At 69.8% G+C, this 18,054-nt stretch carries 20 protein-coding genes and 1 pseudogene; 16 read left to right on the forward strand and 5 right to left on the reverse strand.

Annotated elements, in window-relative coordinates; genetic code table 11:
- Positions 1–4: 4 nt before the first annotated feature.
- Complete coding sequence (locus tag UG56_RS05775) at positions 5–937, reverse strand: sulfite exporter TauE/SafE family protein (protein ID WP_071326891.1); 933 nt, start codon at positions 935–937, stop codon at positions 5–7.
- 28 nt (positions 938–965) lie between these two features.
- Here UG56_RS05775 and UG56_RS05780 point away from each other — a divergent pair, with 28 nt between their 5' ends.
- From UG56_RS05780 to UG56_RS05790, 3 genes are all read left to right on the forward strand, one after another.
- Positions 966–1,922 (forward strand): asparaginase, encoded by a 957-nt coding sequence (locus UG56_RS05780; RefSeq protein WP_071326892.1) that lies wholly within the window; start codon positions 966–968, stop codon positions 1,920–1,922.
- Between the two features lie 141 nt (positions 1,923–2,063).
- Positions 2,064–2,507, forward strand: a complete 444-nt coding sequence (locus UG56_RS05785) for a helix-turn-helix domain-containing protein (RefSeq protein WP_045548440.1) — start codon at positions 2,064–2,066, stop codon at positions 2,505–2,507.
- Complete coding sequence (locus UG56_RS05790; RefSeq protein ID WP_045548441.1) at positions 2,485–3,036, forward strand: hypothetical protein; 552 nt, start codon at positions 2,485–2,487, stop codon at positions 3,034–3,036. The genes UG56_RS05785 and UG56_RS05790 overlap by 23 nt, the downstream gene beginning before the upstream one ends.
- A 166-nt stretch (positions 3,037–3,202) precedes the next feature.
- Here the strand turns inward: UG56_RS05790 and galE are convergent, their stop codons facing one another.
- Complete coding sequence (galE, locus tag UG56_RS05795; RefSeq protein WP_045548442.1) at positions 3,203–4,180, reverse strand: UDP-glucose 4-epimerase GalE; 978 nt, start codon at positions 4,178–4,180, stop codon at positions 3,203–3,205.
- A 43-nt stretch (positions 4,181–4,223) separates the two neighbouring features.
- Between galE and UG56_RS05800 the strand changes: the two genes are divergently transcribed.
- The 5 genes from UG56_RS05800 (at position 4,224) to UG56_RS05820 (ending at position 8,976) form a co-directional block, all read left to right on the forward strand.
- Entirely contained in the window at positions 4,224–4,898 is a 675-nt protein-coding gene (locus UG56_RS05800) for a dihydrofolate reductase family protein (protein ID WP_045548443.1), read from the forward strand.
- A gap of 97 nt (positions 4,899–4,995) precedes the next feature.
- Positions 4,996–5,910 (forward strand): carbohydrate ABC transporter permease, encoded by a 915-nt coding sequence (locus tag UG56_RS05805; RefSeq protein WP_084100577.1) that lies wholly within the window; start codon positions 4,996–4,998, stop codon positions 5,908–5,910.
- Positions 5,907–6,761 carry a carbohydrate ABC transporter permease gene (locus UG56_RS05810; protein WP_045548444.1) on the forward strand — a complete coding sequence of 285 codons (855 nt, stop codon included), beginning with the start codon at positions 5,907–5,909 and terminating at the stop codon, positions 6,759–6,761. The genes UG56_RS05805 and UG56_RS05810 overlap by 4 nt, the downstream gene beginning before the upstream one ends.
- Before the next feature lie 30 nt (positions 6,762–6,791).
- The gene (locus UG56_RS05815; RefSeq protein ID WP_045548445.1) at positions 6,792–8,168 is read left to right on the forward strand and encodes an ABC transporter substrate-binding protein; all 1,377 of its coding nucleotides are present in this window, start codon (positions 6,792–6,794) and stop codon (positions 8,166–8,168) included.
- Positions 8,169–8,217: 49 nt separating this feature from the next.
- Positions 8,218–8,976, forward strand: coding sequence for an enoyl-CoA hydratase-related protein (locus tag UG56_RS05820; RefSeq protein WP_045548446.1), 759 nt, complete (start codon positions 8,218–8,220; stop codon positions 8,974–8,976).
- A gap of 7 nt (positions 8,977–8,983) precedes the next feature.
- On the opposite strand, the gene UG56_RS05825 is transcribed toward UG56_RS05820, so the two are convergent.
- A complete protein-coding gene (locus UG56_RS05825; protein WP_045548447.1) occupies positions 8,984–9,811 on the reverse strand; it encodes a helix-turn-helix transcriptional regulator in 828 nt (275 codons plus the stop codon).
- A 138-nt stretch (positions 9,812–9,949) separates the two neighbouring features.
- Here UG56_RS05825 and UG56_RS05830 point away from each other — a divergent pair, with 138 nt between their 5' ends.
- The 7 genes and pseudogenes from UG56_RS05830 to UG56_RS05855 all read left to right on the forward strand — a co-directional run bounded on the left by UG56_RS05830 (position 9,950) and on the right by UG56_RS05855 (position 14,752).
- Complete coding sequence (locus UG56_RS05830) at positions 9,950–10,810, forward strand: oxidoreductase (protein ID WP_256206456.1); 861 nt, start codon at positions 9,950–9,952, stop codon at positions 10,808–10,810.
- A gap of 119 nt (positions 10,811–10,929) precedes the next feature.
- Complete coding sequence (locus tag UG56_RS05835; RefSeq protein WP_052693468.1) at positions 10,930–12,321, forward strand: ferredoxin reductase family protein; 1,392 nt, start codon at positions 10,930–10,932, stop codon at positions 12,319–12,321.
- 28 nt (positions 12,322–12,349) lie between these two features.
- The gene (locus UG56_RS05840; protein WP_256206457.1) at positions 12,350–12,802 is read left to right on the forward strand and encodes an FMN-binding protein; all 453 of its coding nucleotides are present in this window, start codon (positions 12,350–12,352) and stop codon (positions 12,800–12,802) included.
- Positions 12,803–12,822: 20 nt separating this feature from the next.
- Positions 12,823–13,014, forward strand: a pseudogene (locus UG56_RS29105) (FAD:protein FMN transferase); the annotation flags it as partial.
- A gap of 40 nt (positions 13,015–13,054) precedes the next feature.
- A complete protein-coding gene (locus tag UG56_RS28635) occupies positions 13,055–13,555 on the forward strand; it encodes an FAD:protein FMN transferase (protein WP_256206458.1) in 501 nt (166 codons plus the stop codon).
- 31 nt (positions 13,556–13,586) lie between these two features.
- On the forward strand, positions 13,587–14,351 hold the full coding sequence (locus UG56_RS05850) for a DinB family protein (protein WP_045548449.1): 765 nt from the start codon (positions 13,587–13,589) through the stop codon (positions 14,349–14,351).
- A gap of 20 nt (positions 14,352–14,371) precedes the next feature.
- A complete protein-coding gene (locus UG56_RS05855; RefSeq protein ID WP_052693471.1) occupies positions 14,372–14,752 on the forward strand; it encodes a YrdB family protein in 381 nt (126 codons plus the stop codon).
- Here UG56_RS05855 and UG56_RS05860 read toward each other — a convergent pair.
- Positions 14,700–15,395, reverse strand: a complete 696-nt coding sequence (locus tag UG56_RS05860) for a helical backbone metal receptor (RefSeq protein WP_045548450.1) — start codon at positions 15,393–15,395, stop codon at positions 14,700–14,702. The genes UG56_RS05855 and UG56_RS05860 overlap by 53 nt on opposite strands.
- A gap of 155 nt (positions 15,396–15,550) precedes the next feature.
- On the opposite strand from UG56_RS05860, the gene poxB reads away from it, so the two are divergent.
- Positions 15,551–17,275, forward strand: a complete 1,725-nt coding sequence (gene poxB, locus UG56_RS05865; protein ID WP_045548451.1) for a ubiquinone-dependent pyruvate dehydrogenase — start codon at positions 15,551–15,553, stop codon at positions 17,273–17,275.
- Here the strand turns inward: poxB and UG56_RS05870 are convergent.
- Positions 17,263–17,946 (reverse strand): GntR family transcriptional regulator, encoded by a 684-nt coding sequence (locus UG56_RS05870; protein ID WP_045548452.1) that lies wholly within the window; start codon positions 17,944–17,946, stop codon positions 17,263–17,265. The genes poxB and UG56_RS05870 overlap by 13 nt on opposite strands.
- Positions 17,947–18,054 lie beyond the last annotated feature (108 nt).

Consider the following 18,054-nt stretch of genomic DNA (forward strand, 5'->3'; position numbering starts at 1 on the left):
GCTGCTACTCGGAGCGCTCCGGCAGCCGCCAGGCGGCGGCGTTGTTGTCGAAGGGGGCCAGGCCGCGCGACTGGCGGATGAATCCCCACAGGAGCGGGCCGAGGAGGAGCATCGCGCCGCCGAGGAGCAGCAGGAAGGTGGCGTCGGCGCCGAGCATCTTGGCGCCCGAGAGGGTCAGCATGATGACGATGCCGCGCCGGATGACCGACTGGGAGACCCAGCGCGCCATCCGGGAGCCGAGGAAGGTGCCGGGGGTGCCGCCGAGGATGAGCGGGATCAGCACCGCCCAGTCGACGCCGTGGTTGAGCACCTGGCCGATCGCGGCGGCCAGGACCAGCGGCACGGCCTGGAGCAGGTCGGTGCCGACGAGCTTGACCGCGGACAGCGTCGGATAGACGAGCAGCAGCGCGATCATGATGACCGAGCCGGAGCCGACCGAGGTGATGCCGACCAGCAGGCCGCCGAGCGCGCCGATGAAGACGGTGAGCAGCGGCTTCAGGTCGGGGTCGTCCTCGGGCGCCACGTTGCCGGCGGCGACCTGGCGCAGCTGGAGGTACATCCGGAACATGTAGGACGCGGCGGCGAAGAGCAGCGCACCGCCGAGGACCATCTTGAGGAAGTGGTCGGTGTCGCCGGGCGCCAGCTTGTGGACGAAGGTGCCCAGGAACGCGCACGGCACCGAGCCGATGATCAGGTACGTCGCCAGCCGCACGTTGGGCGAGCCGTGCCGCCAGTGCACGGCGGCCCCGACCGACTTGTTGACCGAGGCGGCGACGAGGTCGTTGGCGACCGCGGTCGTCGGCGGCACGCCGAGGAAGATCAGCGCCGGCGTCATCAGGGCGCCACCGCCCATGCCGGTCAGCCCGACGACGATGCCGATACCGAAGCTGACCACGAGGACACTCAGCGCGTCGTGGGTGAGGAGGTCGGCGAACACGGGGCAACTCTCACATAGTCTCGCCCCCATGCCAGCACCCGTGCCGTTCGCCGAGATCGTCCGCTCCGACTTCGTCGAGGGACACCACTACGGATCCGCCCTCTCCCTGGCGGCCGACGGCAGCGTGGAGTGGTCGCTCGGCGACGTCGAGTCGCCGATTCTCCCGCGCTCCTCGAACAAACCGGTCCAGGCCCTCGCGATGGTGATCCTCGGTCTCGACCTGCCGCCCGACCTGCTCGCCCTCGCCTGCGCCTCCCACTCGGGCGAGGCGTTCCACCAGGAAGGCGTACGCCGCATCCTCGCCACCGTCGGCCTCGACGAGTCCGCGCTCGGCAACATCGAGGACCACCCGTTCGGCGTCGAGGCGCGCGAGGAGGCACTGCGTCGCGGCGAGCCGAGGACGCGGCTGGCGATGAACTGCTCCGGCAAGCACGCCGCGATGCTCGCCACCTGTGTCGCCGCCGGCTGGTCGCTCGAGGGCTATCTGGAACCGACGCACCCACTCCAGGAGGGGATCCAGGAGGTGCTCGAGGCGTGCACCGGCGAGGCGGCGTACGTCACCGTCGACGGCTGCGGGGCCCCCGCCCTGTCGACGTCGCTGACGGGGCTGGCGCGGGCGTTCTCCACCATCGGCTCGGCGGTCGACGGGCCGGCGGCCCGGGTGGCCGAGGCGATGCGGTCGCACCCCGAGTACGTCTCCGGCACGACCCGCGACGAGGTGGCGCTGCACCGGGCCGTACCCGGACTGATCGGCAAGCTGGGGGCCGAGGCGGTCTACGCGGTCGCGCTGCCCGACGGCCGGGCCTGGGCGCTGAAGGCCGACGACGGCGGCGACCGGGCGCGGCCGGTGGTGATGGCCGCGGCGCTGCTGCGAGACGGTGTCGGCGACCTGGACGGGGTCGACGCGGACGCCCTGCGGGCGACCGGCGAAGCAGCGATCCTCGGCGGCGGGCGCCCGGTGGGGGAGATCCGCGCGCTGCTGTGATCTGCTAGCGGTCCGCTAGCGACGCCGCTCTGCATGTTTCACGAGTGTTTCTGCCTGTTGACCTGGCAACTAGTGGGTGATGTGTGTCACTTCGGTTGCTCAGGGCTTGTGTTTGCTAGCAATTGTTAGCACACTGGAGTCATGGTCAAGAGCAAGGTCACGAGTGCGGTCGGCACGCTCGGCGAGTATCTGAAGGAACAGAGGATCTCGGCCGAGATGTCTCTGCGTCAGCTCGCCGACCAGGCAGGCGTGTCCAACCCCTACCTCAGCCAGATCGAGCGCGGTCTGCGCAAGCCATCGGCTGAGGTCCTCCAGCAGATCGCCAAGGCGCTGCGGATCTCGGCGGAGCAGGTCTACGTCCGTGCCGGGATCCTCAGCCCCGACTCCAACGTCGGAGGGTCCGTGGAGCTCGCGGTGCTCGCCGATCCGAGCCTGACCGAGCGGCAGAAGCACTCGCTGCTCGACGTCTACCACTCGTTCCTTGCTCTCAACAGTCGTGTCACCGCCGATGCGCCGGCCGCCGATGAAACCGACGAAGAACCCCATCACGAGGAGAACCCAGATGCCCACGCTGCCCAAGATTGAGACCACCAAGCCCCTCAACGCCGTCGCCGGCGTCGCCGACCTGGCCTACGAGACCGTCAAGGACCTCGCCCTCGACCTGCAGAAGAAGGTCGACGGCTACCGTTCCGAGGCGACCACCAAGCTGACCGACGCTCGCGCCAAGGCGACCGAGAAGGCCACCGCCTACCGCACCCAGGCGACCGAGAAGGCGACCGCAGCCAAGTCCACCGTCACCGGCTTCGACCCGAAGACCCTCCCGGCCCTGGCCAAGGAGCAGTACACCGTCCTGCCCGAGAAGCTGAAGACCACCGTCAAGGCCAAGCTCGACGAGACCACCGGCTCCGCCACCGGCACCTACGACAAGCTCGCCACCCGCGGTGAGACCTTCGTCGCGAAGTTCAAGAAGTCCGAGGCCGCCGAGGCCCCGGCCGAGGCTCCCAAGGAGGAGGCCCCCAAGGCTGAGGCCCCGAAGGCTGAGGCCGCTCCGGCCGAGAAGCCGGCCCCCGCCAAGAAGGCTCCCGCCAAGAAGACGGCTGCCAAGAAGGCCTGATCCAGGCTCTCCACAGAAAGACGGCCCGCTCGAGAGAGCGGGCCGTCTTCTCGTGTGCCGAGGCGTCAGCTCTGCAGGCCGAGACGTCACGTACGTCGGCCGAGTCGGCACGCGAGTGACATCTCGGCCGACGGGGCTGACGCCTCGGCCGACGCTTCGGCAGGGGTCAGCTCGGGTAGTCCGCACCCGCGGCCTGGCGGGCCTCCCAGGCGGTGGCGACCATGGAGCGCAGGTCGTGGCGCATCTCCCACTCGAGATCGCGCCGGGCGAGCTCGCCGGTGGCGACGATGCGGGCGGGGTCGCCGGGGCGGCGCGGCTTGATGACGGGCTCGAAGTCGATGCCGGTCACCTCGCGGATGGCGTCCATGATCTGCCGCACCGAGGAGCCGTCGCCGGAGCCGAGGTTGTAGACGGCCTCCAGGTCCGCACCCGAGGCGAGCCGCTTGGCGGCGACGACGTGGGAGTGGGCGAGGTCGGCGACGTGCACGTAGTCGCGTACGCAGGTGCCGTCGGGCGTCGGGTAGTCGTCGCCGTTGATCTGCGGCGTCTTCCCCTTGGCCAGCGCGTCGAAGACGAGCGGGAAGAGGTTGTGGGGGCTGGTGTCGTAGAGGTCCTTGCTGCCGGAGCCCACCACGTTGAAGTAGCGCAGCGACGTGTGGGCGAGGCCCTCGGCGCGCGCCACGTCGGCGATCAGCCACTCGCCGATCAGCTTCGACTCGCCGTAGGGGCTCTCCGGGTTGGTCGGTGTGGTCTCGGTGACCAGGTCGACGTCGGGGGTGCCGAAGGTCGCGGCGGAGGAGGAGAAGACCAGCTTGTCGACACCGGTGGCCACCATCGCCTCGAGGAGGTTGGCGGTGCCGGTGACGTTCTGGGCGTACGTGTGCAGCGGCCGCTGCACCGAGACACCGGCGTACTTGTAGCCGGCGAGGTGGATGACCCCCTCGACGCCGTTGTCGGTGATCGCCTGCTCGATCGCCGCCTTGTCCAGCAGCGTCGCCTCGACGAACGTGACGTTGTCGGGCACGAACTTCGCGAACCCGGAGGAGAGGTCGTCGAGGACGACCGGCTCCATGCCTGCGTCGAGCAGCGCCTGCACGACGTGCGATCCGATGTAGCCCGCGCCTCCGGTAACCAACCAACTCATGCGAAGAAGATAGCGGCAGGTCCCAGCGCCTAACGTTGGCAGGGTGATCCTCCTGCACGGTGACGGTGACCCGACGACCCCCGAAGGCCTGCGGGCCATCTACACACCTCCGCGGCTGCCCTGGCTGCGGGCCAACATGGTGAGCTCGCTGGACGGCGCGGCGACCGGCTCCGACGGCCGCTCCGGCACGGTCAACAACGCCGTCGACGTCGATGTCTTCCATGTCCTGCGCGAGCTCGCCGACGCGGTCCTGGTCGGGGCTGGGACCGCCATCGCGGAGACCTACACGGCCAAGGGTGCGCCGATCGTGATCGTCTCCCGCCGTGGCCGGATCCCCGACGAGCTCCGCGGCTGCGATGCCGGCGCTGTCCGGCTCGCGACCGTGGCCGAGGCGCCCGGCCTGGAGGCCGCGCGCGAGGAGATCGGCGCGGAGAACGTCTACGTCGCCGGCACCTCCGAGGTCGACCTGGCCGCGCTGCTCGAGAGGCTGCACGAGGACGGCATGCGGCACGTGCTCTGCGAGGGCGGGCCGACCCTCCTCGGCTCGCTGCTCGAGGCCGGCGTCGTCGACGAGCTGTGCCACACGATCACGCCCAAGCTCCTCGCCGGCGACGGCCGGCGGATCGTGGCCGGGCCGCCCACCGACGTACCGGTGTCCTTGGCGTCCCTCATCGAGCACGACGGCACGTTGCTCGGACGTTGGCTCGTAAACCGATGACGTTCACCATCAGTTTCCGGTAACGAAATCTTGAGACCGAGAGTTTTACTCTTGACGGGGTCCGAGCCAGCCGCTTGACTCACCGATCGTGCCAGGTATGACGGCCGTCACGACCAAGCGACCACGTCAGGCACTCTCGGGAAGACGCCTTCGGGAGTGGCTGATCTTTCTGGCGTTCGTGCTGCCCAACGTCGCCCTGATCGCGGTCTTCATCTACCGCCCGCTCTTCCAGAACATCTACTACTCGACCCTCAACTGGACGCTGGGCTCGAAGTTCGCGACGCCGGTCGGGCTGGGCAACTACCGCGACTTCTTCACCTCCGGTGAGGCGAGCAAGGTGCTGACCACGACCGGGATCTTCACCGTCGCGACCGTCGGTCTCACCCTCGCGCTGGGGCTGGGCGTCGCGCTGGCGCTCAACCGCAAGCTCCCGGGCGCCGGGTTCGCGCAGGCCACGGTCTTCGCGCCCTACATCCTCTCCGGCTACGGCGTCGGCCTCGCCTGGCTCTACATCTTCGATCCCAACATCGGCGCGCTCTCCGCGATCCTGCGCGATGTCGGCCTGAACAGCCCGGAGTGGATCAACTCGCCGCCCTGGACGCTGACGATGGTGATCGTCGTCTACGTCTGGAAGAACCTCGGCTACGCAGCCGTCGTCTACCTCGCCGGCCTGCAGGCCGTCCCGGGCGACCTGCTGGAGGCGGCCGACCTCGACGGCGCCGGGCCGGTGCGGCGGTTCTTCACGGTGACCCTGCCGCTGCTGTCGCCGACCACGTTCTTCCTGATGGTGACCACGATCCTCAACAGCCTGCAGGCCTTCGACCTGCTGATCGCGATGGACAAGCTCGGTCGTGGTGCCCGCACGCTGATCTTCGATGCCTACCTGACCGGCTTCAAGGAGCAGAGCCAGGCCGGCTACTCCGCGATGCTGTCCACGGTGCTCTTCGCGATCCTCGTGGTCCTCACGCTCGTCCAGCTGATCGTCGTGGAGAGGCGGGTCCACTACCGATGAGCGCTACTGCTCCCTCGCGCAGGGTGCGGCTGACGCCGCTGACCGTACGCGACTACCTGGTGCTGCTGCTCGCGGTGCTGATCGTGGTGCTGCCGCTCGGCTACATGATCCTGGCCTCCTTCAAGGGCCCGGGCGACCTGGCGACCACCGACCTGGTGGTCTTCCCGGAGGTCTGGAAGCCGGAGAACTACTCCGAGGCCGCACAGAAGGTCCCCTTCGGACGGCTCTTCCTCAACTCCGGCATCGTCACGGTCGTCGGCGCCGGGCTGAAGGTACTGCTCGCGATCCTGACGGCGTACGGCCTGGTCTTCTGCGAGTTCCCCGCCAAGAAGTACGTCTTCTGGGGCGTGCTCGCCACGATGATGGTGCCGCCGCAGGTCACCGCGCTGCCCAACTACGTCTTCATCAGCAGCCTCGGCGGCGAGAACACCTACTGGGGCCTCATCCTGCCGGGCCTCGGCACCGGCTTCGGTACGTTCCTGCTGCGTCAGTCCTTCATGCAGCTGCCCTACGAGGTGATCGAGGCGGCCCACCTCGACGGCGCCGGCCACTGGAAGCGGCTGTGGCACCACGTCGTCCCGATGGCCCTGCCCAGCATCGCGACCGTGGCGCTGGTCAACGTGGTCTACGAGTGGAACGACTACCTGTGGCCGCTGATCATCATCACCGAGCCCGAGATGATGACCCTGCCGCGCGGCCTGACGCTGCTGCAGAACAGCGAGTCCGCGGCCAGCTCGTTCGGGGTCCTGATGGCCGGCACCGTGATGGTGCTGCTGCCCATCCTCGCCGTCTTCGCGTTCCTCCAGCGCCACATCGTCAACGGCTTCACCCAAGGCGGCGTCAAAGGCTGACGTCTCGCCATGACAGGGAAGGGATGCATCATGAACACCTCGTCCAACCTGCATCGCTCGGGTCTGATCCTGGACCGGCGGCGGTTCCTCGGCCTCAGCGCCCTGGGCATCTCCGCGGCGGCGCTCTCCGCCTGTGGCGGCGGCCCTTCGACCAGCGGAGGTGGCGGCGGCTCGAGCACCGTCGAGCAGATCGACTTCAGCGGCGTGAAGCCGGCCAAGGAGATCACCTTCTGGACCTCCAACCCGGGTGACTCGATCAAGGTCAGCACCGAGATCGTCAACGCCTTCAACGCCTCCCAGTCCGACATCACCGTCAAGCTGGTCACGGCCGGCGCCGACTACGAGGAGATCGCGCAGAAGTTCCAGACCGCGCAGACGGGTGGCGATCTGCCCGACATCATCAACCTGTCGGACGTGTGGTGGTTCCGCTACAAGATGAACGACCAGATCATCCCGCTCGATTCCCTCTTCGAGGCGCTCGAGTTCGACACCGACGACTACGTCGACTCGCTGCTGGGCGACTACCTCTACGACGACGCCCACTGGGCGGTGCCGTGGGCCCGCTCGACACCGCTCTTCTACTACAACAAGGACCACTGGAAGAAGGCCGGCCTCTCCGACCAGGGGCCGCAGACCTGGGAGGAGTTCGGCGAGTGGAAGACCAAGCTCGCCCAGGCGAGCGGCGCGAAGTTCGCCTTCCAGTTCCCGGCGCTGGCGGGCTACGCCGGCTGGACCCTGCAGAACAACCTGTGGGGCTGGGGCGGCGGCTGGTCGAAGGAGGAGTCCTTCGACATCACCTGCAACTCCTCCGAGGCGGTCGAGGCGCTCTCCTTCCTGAAGGACTGGGTCTACAAGGACAAGGTCGCCGGGGTCGCCGGCGTCGACCAGATCCAGGACTTCGCGGCGGGTGTCGCCAGTGCCACCGTGGGCTCGACCGGTGACCTGATCAACGCGATCACCTCGGCGAAGTTCGAGGTCGGCGTCGCCCCGCTGCCCGCCGGGCCGGTGGAGACCGAGCGGATCTGCCCGACCGGCGGCTCCGGTGTCGGCATCCCGAAGGACATCAGCCCCGAACGGCAGCTCGCGGCCGGCACCTTCATCAAGTTCCTCACCGAGCCCGAGCAGGCGATCAAGTTCTCCGAGGCGACCGGCTACGTGCCGATCCGCAAGTCCGCCGACCCGGCGGCGATCCTGAAGAAGACCCCGCAGGCGCAGGTCGCGATCGACCAGCTCCCCAACACCCGATCCCAGGACTACGCCCGCGTCTTCCTGCCCGGCGGCGACCTGGAGATGGCCAACCACATGGCCTCGATCCTCACCGAGAACAAGGACGTCCAGACCGAGATGGACAGCCTGAAGACGGCGCTGGAGAAGATCTACACCGACCAGGTGAAGCCGCACGTGTGACGAACGCCACCGTAGGGCACCCCGCGGGGGTGCCCTACGCTCGGTTCTCGTGAGCGAGGACTTGGTAGTGGAGCGGCGCCCGGGCGTCGTACAGGTGACCTTCAACCGGCCGCAGAAGCACAACGCCTTCACCGCGGAGATGTACGGCGCGCTGCACGAGCTCTGCGACGAGCTCGCCAAGGACGAGTCGGTGAAGGTGCTGGTGCTGACCGGCACCGGTGGGCGGGCGTTCGCCGCCGGCAACGAGATCTCCGACTTCCTCTCCCGCGACGCGGTGGAGTACGAGGACTGGATCCGCGCGCTGCTCGAGAAGCTCTTCGCCCTCCCGCAGGTCACCATCGCCGCGGTCGACGGGGTCTGCGTCGGCGGCGGGCTCGCGGTCGCGACCCACTGCGACCTGCGGGTCGCGACGCCGCACTCGCGCTTCGGCTACCCGATCGCGAAGACGCTCGGCAACGCGCTCGCGGCCTCGATCGTCTACCGCGCGGCCGCCGTCTTCGGTGAGCCGATCGTGCGCGAGATGCTCCTCGCCGCCCGGCTGATCAACGCCGACCGCGCCTACGCCACCGGAGCCCTGACCGCCGTCACCGACTCCCTGGCCGAGGAGGTCGACACGCTCGTCGAGGGCGTCCTGGCGCTCTCCGGCGTCACCGTCCGCGCCACCAAGAGCCAGCTCGCCGCGTACGCCGCCCGCACCGAGGCCTCGCCCGAGGGCGACGAGGACCTGCTCCGCGAGGTCTACACCGGCGCGGACTTCAAGGAGGGCGTCCGCGCGTTCCTGGCCAAGGAGAAGCCGGCCTTCCGCTGAACCAGGGCTACCGGCGGGTGGTCTCCTCGCTGCCCAGCGACCCCAGCAGCGCCAGCTTCTCGGCGCTCTCCGAGCCGGGCTCGGCGTGGTAGATGCCCAGGATGAGGTCGTCGTGGTCGGTGAGCAGCTTCTGCCGGTGCAGGGTCATCGCCCCGACCTGCGGGTGGTCCAGCGTGAGGACCCCGCCGGCGAGCGCCACCACCTCGTGGCGGGCCCACAGCTGCCGAAACCGTTCGCTGCCGAGCGAGAGCTCACCGACCAGCTCGACGAAGCGTGGGTCGTCGATGTTGTTGCCGACCGAGGTCCGGAACCCGGCCACGAGGGAGGCGGTGACCGTGTCCCACTCGCTGTGCAGCGCCTGCACAGCGGGGTCGAGGAAGAACGACCGCAGCCGGTTCTCGCCCACATCGAGCGTCGGGTCGACCAGCCGGGCCAGCTGGTTGGCGGCGAGGATGTCGAAGTAGCGGTCCTCGACGAACGCCGGCACGCCGACCACCTCCAGGAGCTGGGCCATCGAGGCCGGCACCTGCGCGCGCCGCGGACGCCGGACCCGTCGCGGGCGGGGCGCGACCATCCCGAGCAGGTAGGTGGTGCCGGCCTCGTCGAGCCGCAGCACCCGGGCGATCGACTCCAGCACCTGCGGTGACGGGTTCCGGTCTCGGCCCTGCTCCAGTCGCAGGTAGTAGTCCGCGCTGACGCCGGCCAGCAGCGCGACCTCCTCGCGGCGGAGGCCGGGCACGCGGCGAACACCGTTCGTGGGGAGGCCGACGTCCTCGGGACGTACGAGCTCACGACGGGCCCGCAGGTAGGCACCCAGCTGGTTGTCCGCGCTCACGCTCCCCACGATAGACCGGCGTTCGGCCCGGTTCGGCGCTCCAGACTGGTCCCCCCACCCCCAGGATCGGCGGGCCTCTCCCTGGATCCCGCGGCGCGAGGCATCGTGGAGGCACCGCGAACGAGGAGAGGACCGATCTTGACCGTCACTGCCACCACGTACGGCACCTACCACCTGGGCGACCTCGAGGTCCGCCGGATGGGCTACGGCGCGATGCAGCTCGCCGGCCCCCACGTCATGGGCCCGCCGGCCGACCGCGACGGCGCGGTCGCCGTGCTCCGCGAGGCCGTCGCGCTGGGCGTCGACCACATCGACACCAGCGACTTCTACGGCCCGTACGTCACCAACCAGATCATCAAGGAGGCCCTGCACCCCTACCCGGCGGGTCTGCGCATCGTCACCAAGGTCGGTGCCCGCCGCGACGAGGAGGGAGCGTGGCTGCCGGCGAGCTCGCCCGACGAGCTGCGCGCCGCCGTCCACTCCAACCTGGAGAACCTGGGCCTCGACGCGGTCGACGTCGTCAACTTCCGGATGATGGGCGACCCGAGCCCGGCCGAGGTCGCCCAGGGCTACGCGGTGCTCGCCGAGCTGCGGGAACAGGGGCTGATCCGCCACCTCGGGATCAGCGAGGCACGTGCTGAGCACATCGCCGCGGCCCAGGCCGTCGCGCCGGTCGTCTGCGTGCAGAACCTCTACAACCTGGCCAACCGCACCGACGACGAGCTGATCGACTCGCTGGCCGAGCAGGGCATCGCGTACGTCCCCTACTTCCCGCTCGGCGGATTCACTCCGCTGCAGTCCGGCGCCCTCGACGTCGTCGCCGAGCGCCTCGGCGCGAGCCGGATGTCGGTCGCGCTCTCCTGGCTGCTGCGCCGCTCGCCCAACATCCTGCTCATCCCCGGCACCTCGTCGGTCGACCACCTGCGCGAGAACGTCGCCGGCGCGGCGCTCGAGCTCAGCGCGGATGACCTCGCGGAGCTGGACGCCATCGGCCGCTGAATTCGGTTGACCCGCTCCATGGCTGGGCGGAGACCCCGTCATGACTGACGAGCAGGGCTCACAGGGTCTCCACAGCCACCTCACCGATTCGCCTCAACCGGTGACGTGACCATGGTGAGGTGACATCGATACCCATCGCCCCGGCCGTCCGCATCGCCGGCTCGCGGGCAAGGCTCGACGAAGCCGTCAGGCTGCTTGCGGGTGCCACGCTGTGGTCCGCGTTGCTGCTGGTGACGTACTGGTGGGAGGCGGACGGCGGCCTCCAGGATCTGGGGTCCTGGGCCGGTGCGCTCACTTCGATCGGACGCCTCTCCGCACTGCTCTCCTCGGTGCTGCTGCTCGCCCAGGTGATCCTGATGGCGCGGGTGCCGGTGCTGGAGAGCGCCTTCGGGCAGGACCGGCTCGTCCGGTTCCACCGGATCGTCGGGTTCACCTCGTTCAATCTGCTGGTCGCGCATTTGGTCCTGATCACCTGGGGGTACGCCGCGGGCAGCCTGCTGCGCTGGCCGGCCGAGCTGTGGAGCCTGACCTGGACCTACCCGGGGCTGCTGCTCGCCGTCGCCGGCACGGTCGCGTTGGTGATGGTCGTCGTGACCAGCATCAAGGCGGCCCGCCGCCGGATCCGGTACGAGTCGTGGCACCTGCTCCACCTCTACGGCTACCTCGGCGCAGGACTCGCTCTGCCGCACCAGCTCTGGACCGGGCAGGAGTTCTTGCAACGGCCCGGCGCGACCCTGTTCTGGTGGACCGCCTGGGGCGTCACCGCGGCCGCGGTGCTGGTCTTCCGGGTCGGGCTGCCGCTGTGGCGCAGTCTCCGTCACGACCTGCGGGTCGTCGCGGTCGTGCCCGAGGCGCCGGGCGTCGTCTCGGTGCACCTGAGCGGCCGCGACCTGGAGCGTCTGCGCGGTCACGCCGGCCGGTTCTTCACCTGGCGCTTCCTCGGCGCACCCGGCTGGAGCCGGGCGCACCCCTACTCGCTCTCCGCGGCGCCCGGACCGCACGGCCTGCGGATCACGGTGCGAGCGGCCGGTGACGGCAGCGCCGCGCTGACAACCCTCGCGACCGGCTCTCGCGTGCTGGTCGAGGGGCCGTACGGCCGGCTCTCCGCCCGTGCTCGCACCCTCTCCAAGGTGGTACTGATCGGCTCCGGGGTCGGGATGGCGCCGCTGCGCTCGCTGGCCGAAGGTCTCTCGTACGCCCCGGGCGAGGCCCTCGTCCTGCACCGGTTCCGTGACCGGCCGCTCTTCGCCGCCGAGCTGGCCGAGCTCGCCCGCACCCGCGGGCTCGGGTTGGTCGATCTGCCCGGTCGTCGCCGCCACGAGGGCTCCTGGGTGGGGACGGGGTACGCGGGCCACGACGATGTCCAGGTTCTCCTCGGCTGGGTTCCCGACATCGCCGACCGTGATGTCTATGTCTGTGGTCCATCGGGGTGGACCGACAGTCTGTGCCGCGCAGCTCGGGCAGCAGGCGTACGCGATCAGAACCTGCACGTCGAGAGCTTCGGATGGTGAACGGATGAGAAGGATCATGCTGTGGCTGATGTCCACGATCACGGTGGTGGTGCTGCTGTTCGGCTACCACACCTCGCGGGAGGGAGCGGCCACCACGGCCAGCCCGCCCGCGGTCGTCTCGGGTCAGAGCAGCGGTAGCAGTCAGAGCAGTCAGAGCAGTCAGAGCAGTCAGAGTGGTACCTCTGGCTCGACCCCCTCGAGCGACACGACCACCTTCACCGGGGACACCGCCCAGACGCAGTGGGGACCGGTGCAGGTCGAGATCACGGTCGCCGGAGGCAAGCTCACCGGCGTCCAGGTGCCGGTCTACCCCAACGGGAACCGTCGCGACCAGGAGATCAACGACTACGCCCTGCCGGTTCTGGTGGACGAGACGCTCTCGGCGCAGGGCGCTGACATCGACATGGTCAGTGGCGCGACCGTGACCAGCCAGGGCTATCTGACCTCGCTGCAGAGCGCACTGGACCAGGCCGGCCTGTGAACCGCTACGTCGGGAGGGTGATGGGCACCGCGGTCAGCCTGGCGCTACGCGGGCTGCACGAGTGCGACGACCGGGCCGAGGCCACCTGGGCGACGGTGATGGAATCGCTGCGCAAGGCCGAGGAGGTCTTCACCACCTACCGCGGCGACTCCTGGGTCAGCCGGCTGGGCCGCGGCGAGGTGAGCGTGCTCGACTGTCCGCCGGAGGTCGCGGAGGTCCTGGACCTGGGCGAGAGAGCTCGCACCGAGTCCGGTGGCGCGTTCGACGTGTGGCGCGACGGTCTGCTCGACCCGTCGGGCGTGGAAGGGCTGGGCAGTGCAGCGGGCGGCCGCCGCGCTCGAGTCGCTGGAACGTACCGACCACTGCCTGTCAGTCGGTGGCGACATGATGTGCCATGCCGCGGCCGACTCCGAGCTGTGGCGGATCGGGATCGAGGATCCGCGTGACCCATCGAAGGTCCTCGCGGTCGTACCGGTACGCCGCGGCGCGGTCGCGACCTCCGGCGCCGCGCACCGGGGCGCCCACATCGTCGACGCGCGCACGGGCGAGATCCCTCACGCGCTGGCATCGGTCACCGTCGTCGCGCACGACCTGGTCACCGCAGACATCGCCGCCACGACAGCTTTCGCCCTCGGTGCCGACGGCGCCACCTGGCTCCGCGCGCAGGAGCTGACCGGGCTGGTGGTGGCCGCGGACGGAGGCGTCGACACCGTCGGATCAGCACCCCCGCCAGCCTGCGCCCAATTCTGTTGACCTCCTCGCGGTCCGGGCGGACACTCGGCCCATGGCTGAGGCGAAGGTCGACAGGGTCACGTACGCCGAGACCGACCGCTTCCGGGGCGCGCTGATCACACAGAGCGATGTCGGTGGGCTGGAGATCCGGGACTGCTGGTTCGAGGAGCGGCTCAAGATCGTCGACTGCTGGGGCCGCGACGTCTATCTCGGCGGCGACTTCAAGCGGGTCGTGGTCAACGACGTCGACGTGACGGCGTACGTCGAGGCCGAGCTCGATCGGATCGAGCCCAACCGGGTGCTGGCCCGTGAGGCGGAGACCGCGGAGGAGATCCGGGCCGCCTGGGCGGCGGTCGAGGCGACCTGGGCGGCGACGGTCGAGCAGGCCCGGCAGCTGCCGGAGGAGCTGCTCCACCAACAGGTCGACGGCGAGTGGTCGTTCATCGAGACCCTGCGCCACCTGCTCCACGCCAGCGACAAGTGGCTCGGCAACCCGGTCCTCGAGGAGGACGACCCCTACCACCCGCTCGGCTACGGGCCGGGGGGCGTGGACGAGACCGGCACGGGCCTCACCGTCGACGCCGACCCCTCGCTGGACGAGGTCCTGCGACCCCGTCTTGCACGGATGGCGACGATGCGCGACTTCGTCGCGGAGGTCACCGATGCGGACCTCGACCGGCTCTGCACCCGTACGCCGGTCGGCAACGACCCCGAGGCCGACTACTCCGTGCGCCGCTGCCTCAAGGTCGTGCTCGCCGAGGAGGCCGAGCACCACCGCTACGCCGTGCGTGACCTGGCCGCGTTAACCGCTGGTTGAGGCGGAGCGATGCCCCTACGATGACCGCCGTGGTGGTCTTCGGCTGGTTCGTGCTGACTCTGGTGTTCGTCGACGAGCTGCTCGCGATGGCCGCCTTCGGGGTGTGGGGCTGGGAGCACGATCCGCGGTGGCTGCTGGTCTGGCTGCTGCCCCTGGCGGCGATGTTCGTCTGGTGGTCCTTCGCCTCGCCGAAGGCGCCTCGCGGTGGTCCCGTGGTCCGGCCGGTCGCCAAGGTGATCGTCTTCGGACTCGCCTCGCTGGCGCTCCTCGACGCCGGTCACCCGGGATGGGCGCTCGCCCTGCTGGTCTTCTCGGTCGTGATCAACGCCCTGGCTCAGGTGCCGGCGATCAGCCGGCTGCCCACCGATGGACCTCGAGGAGACTCGGTCCGTACCAGGTGATCAGCCGGCCGCTGACCAGCTCCGTCGGTGTCCGCGTGAAGGCCTCCGGGCCGTCGTCGGCGGTGAACACGTACGGCTCGTCGGGGAGCAGCACCGCGTCGGCCCCGGAGTCGTCGATCTCGGCCAGGTCGAGGTGCGGATAGCGCTCCTGGTGGGCGCCGAAGACGTTCTCCCAGCCCAGCCGCCGCAGCAGGTCCCCGGTGAACGTCCGTGAGCCGACCACCATCCACGGATCGCGCCAGATCGGCACCGCCACCCGGCGGCTGACCCGGGGGAGCGGCCCGCACCACAGCCGGCGGGTCTCCGTGAGCCAGTCCGGGCGCTCCCAGCCGAGCACGTCGTCGAAGAGCCGCTCGTAGGTCGTCACCGCGGCCGGGACGCTCTCGATGTCGGTGACCTCGACCCGGATGCCGGACTCGCGCAGACGACGGACGTCGAGCTCGCGGTTCTCCTCCTTGTTGGCGATCACCAGGTCCGGCTCGAGGTCGCGGATGACGGCGAGGTTCGGGTTCTTGGTGCCGCGGACGCGGGTCACCTCGAGGTCGGCCGGATGGGTGCACCAGTCGGTGGCGCCGACGAGCGCGTCGGGACGTACCGAGGCCAGTGCTTCGGTGATCGAGGGGACCAGACTGACGATCCGCACCGGTTCCGACGCCCCCTTCCCCTGCCGAGATGCCGAGCGTACGTCATCGGCCGGAGCGGGCGCCGCGGGTGTCGGGTCCAGGAATGCAGGGTCGCCTCCCGTAGTTTCGAATATCAGAGGGATATTCGGATTGTGCGACTCCTGAGGAGGAGATCATGTCGACCGTGGCGGAGCAGATCGTGGCCACTCTGGCAGCAAGCGGCGTACGCCGGGTCTACGGCGTCCCGGGTGACTCGCTCAACGGGATCACCGACGCCCTGCGCAAGGACGGGCGCATCGCCTGGGTGCACGTCCGGCACGAGGAGGCGGGCGCGTTCGCCGCGGCCGCCGACGCCGCGACGACCGGGGAGCTGGCCGTCGTGGTCGGCAGCGCCGGCCCCGGCAACCTCCACCTGATCAACGGTCTCTACGACGCGAACCGCTCACGCGTGCCCGTGCTCGCGATCGCCGCCCACATCCCCACCGCCGAGATCGGCACCGGCTACTTCCAGGAGACCCACCCGCAGGAGCTCTACCGGGAGTCCTCGGTCTACTCCGAGTACGTCGCCCACCCGAGCCAGATGCCGCACGTCCTCGAGATCGCGATGCGTACGGCGATCGAGAAGCAGGGCGTCGCCGTGGTCGCGATCCCCGGCGACGTCGCCCTGGCGAAGTCGCCTGTCGAGCGCGCCTCGGTCATCCGCCCGACCGTCTCGCACGTGGTTCCCGCCGAGTCCGAGATCAGCCGGGCGGCCGACCTGCTCAACGCAGGCCGGCGGGTCACCATCCTGGCCGGCGCCGGCACCGCCGGTGCCCACGACGAGGTGGTGGCGCTGGCCGACGCCCTGGGGGCGCCGATCGTGCACGCCCTGCGCGGCAAGGAGTTCATCGAGTACGACAACCCGTTCGACGTCGGCATGACCGGGCTGCTCGGTTTCGCCTCCGGCTACCGGGCCATGGATCGCGCGGACACCCTGCTCATGCTCGGCACCGACTTCCCCTATCGGCAGTTCTATCCGAAGCACGCCACCACCATCCAGGTCGACATCCGCGGCGAGCAGCTGGGGCGCCGCCACCCGGTCGACCTCGGCCTGGTGGGCAGCGTCAAGGACACCGCTGAGGCGCTCCTGCCGCTGCTCACGCGCAAGAGCGACCGACACCACCTCGAGGAGTCGGTCGAGCACTATCGCGAGACGCGGACCAAGCTCGACGAGCTCGCGACGCCGTCCAAGCGCAACGCCCCGATCCACCCGCAGTACCTGGCCCGTCTGATCGACGAGGCCGCCGCCGACGACGCCGTCTTCATCCCCGACGTCGGCTCCCCGGTGGTGTGGGCCGCCCGCTACCTCTCGATGAACGGTCGTCGCCGGCTGATCGGGTCGTTCAGCCACGGCTCGATGGCCAACGCGCTCCCGCACGCCATCGGCGTCCAGGCGGCGCAGCCCGACCGTCAGGTCGTGGCACTCGCGGGCGACGGCGGGCTGACCATGCTGATGGGTGAGCTGATCACGCTCACCCAGAACCGGCTGCCGGTGAAGCTGGTCGTGTTCAACAACTCCTCGCTCAACTTCGTGGAGCTGGAGATGAAGGCGGCCGGGTTCGTGAACTACGGCACCGACCTGGTCAACCCCGACTTCGCCCAGGTCGCCCAGGCCATGGGCATCTACGCCCGCCGCGTCGAGCGCTCGGAGGACCTCCCCGAGGCGATCGCCGACGTCCTCGCCCACGACGGTCCGGCGCTCCTCGACGTCGTCACCGAGCGGCAGGAGCTGTCGATGCCGCCGACGGTCACCGCGGAGCAGGTCAAGGGCTTCACCCTGTACGCCCTGCGGACCGTCCTGTCCGGTCGGGGCGACGAGCTCATCGACCTGGCCAGGGCCAACGTGCGTCAGCTGTTCTGAGCGACGTCCCGCTCGGCGAGGGCCCGCTCGAGGATGTCGGCCGTGTGCTGGTAGTGCTGCGCGAGCGCGCGCACGGCCCGGTCGGCGTCCCGGGCGAGGGTCGCCTCCAGGATCTCGCGGTGCTCCCCGGCGACGTCTCGTCCGGGCTCGTGGACCTGTGACCAGCGCCGGTAGAACTCCCCGGCGTCGCGCAGCGTGGTGGCGATGCCGAGCAGCCACGGGTTCTGCGCGCCGTCGAGCAGCGCACCGTGGAAGCCGCTGTGGGCTGCCTCCCACTCGTCGGAGACGCGCGGTGGTGCGTCGGCGGTGAGCATCGGCGTACGTTCCATCCGGTGGTGGGCGGCCACCACCTCGGACTCCCAGGTCATGTCGCCGCGCTCGATCGCGTAGCGCAGCGCGAGCGACTCGATGTCGATGCGGGCGCTGGTCAGGTGGCGCAGGTCGTCCACGCTCACCTGCCGGACGCGGAAGCCGATGCGTGGCTCGGACTCCACCAGTCCCTGCTCGGTGAGCCGGGAGAGGGTCTCGCGGATGACGCTCACGCTGGCGCCGTACGTCTCGCACAGCGGCGTCGACTTCAGCCGCTCGCCAGGGGCGTAGACGCCGCCGAGCAGGTCGGCGCGAACGCGAGCGTAGACCTCCTCGGTGCTGGCGCGTGGTCGAGTCGTCATGCGAGCACTCTAGCATGATGCGAATATTCAGAGATTTTCGAATATCTCTTGTTTCCTCGAACATCTCGGCGCAGACTGTGATGACAGTCACCTGTGGCCGAAAGGGGT

Origin of the sequence: Nocardioides luteus (assembly GCF_000960475.2) — a bacterium.
Classification (GTDB): Bacteria; Actinomycetota; Actinomycetes; order Propionibacteriales; family Nocardioidaceae; genus Nocardioides; species Nocardioides luteus_A.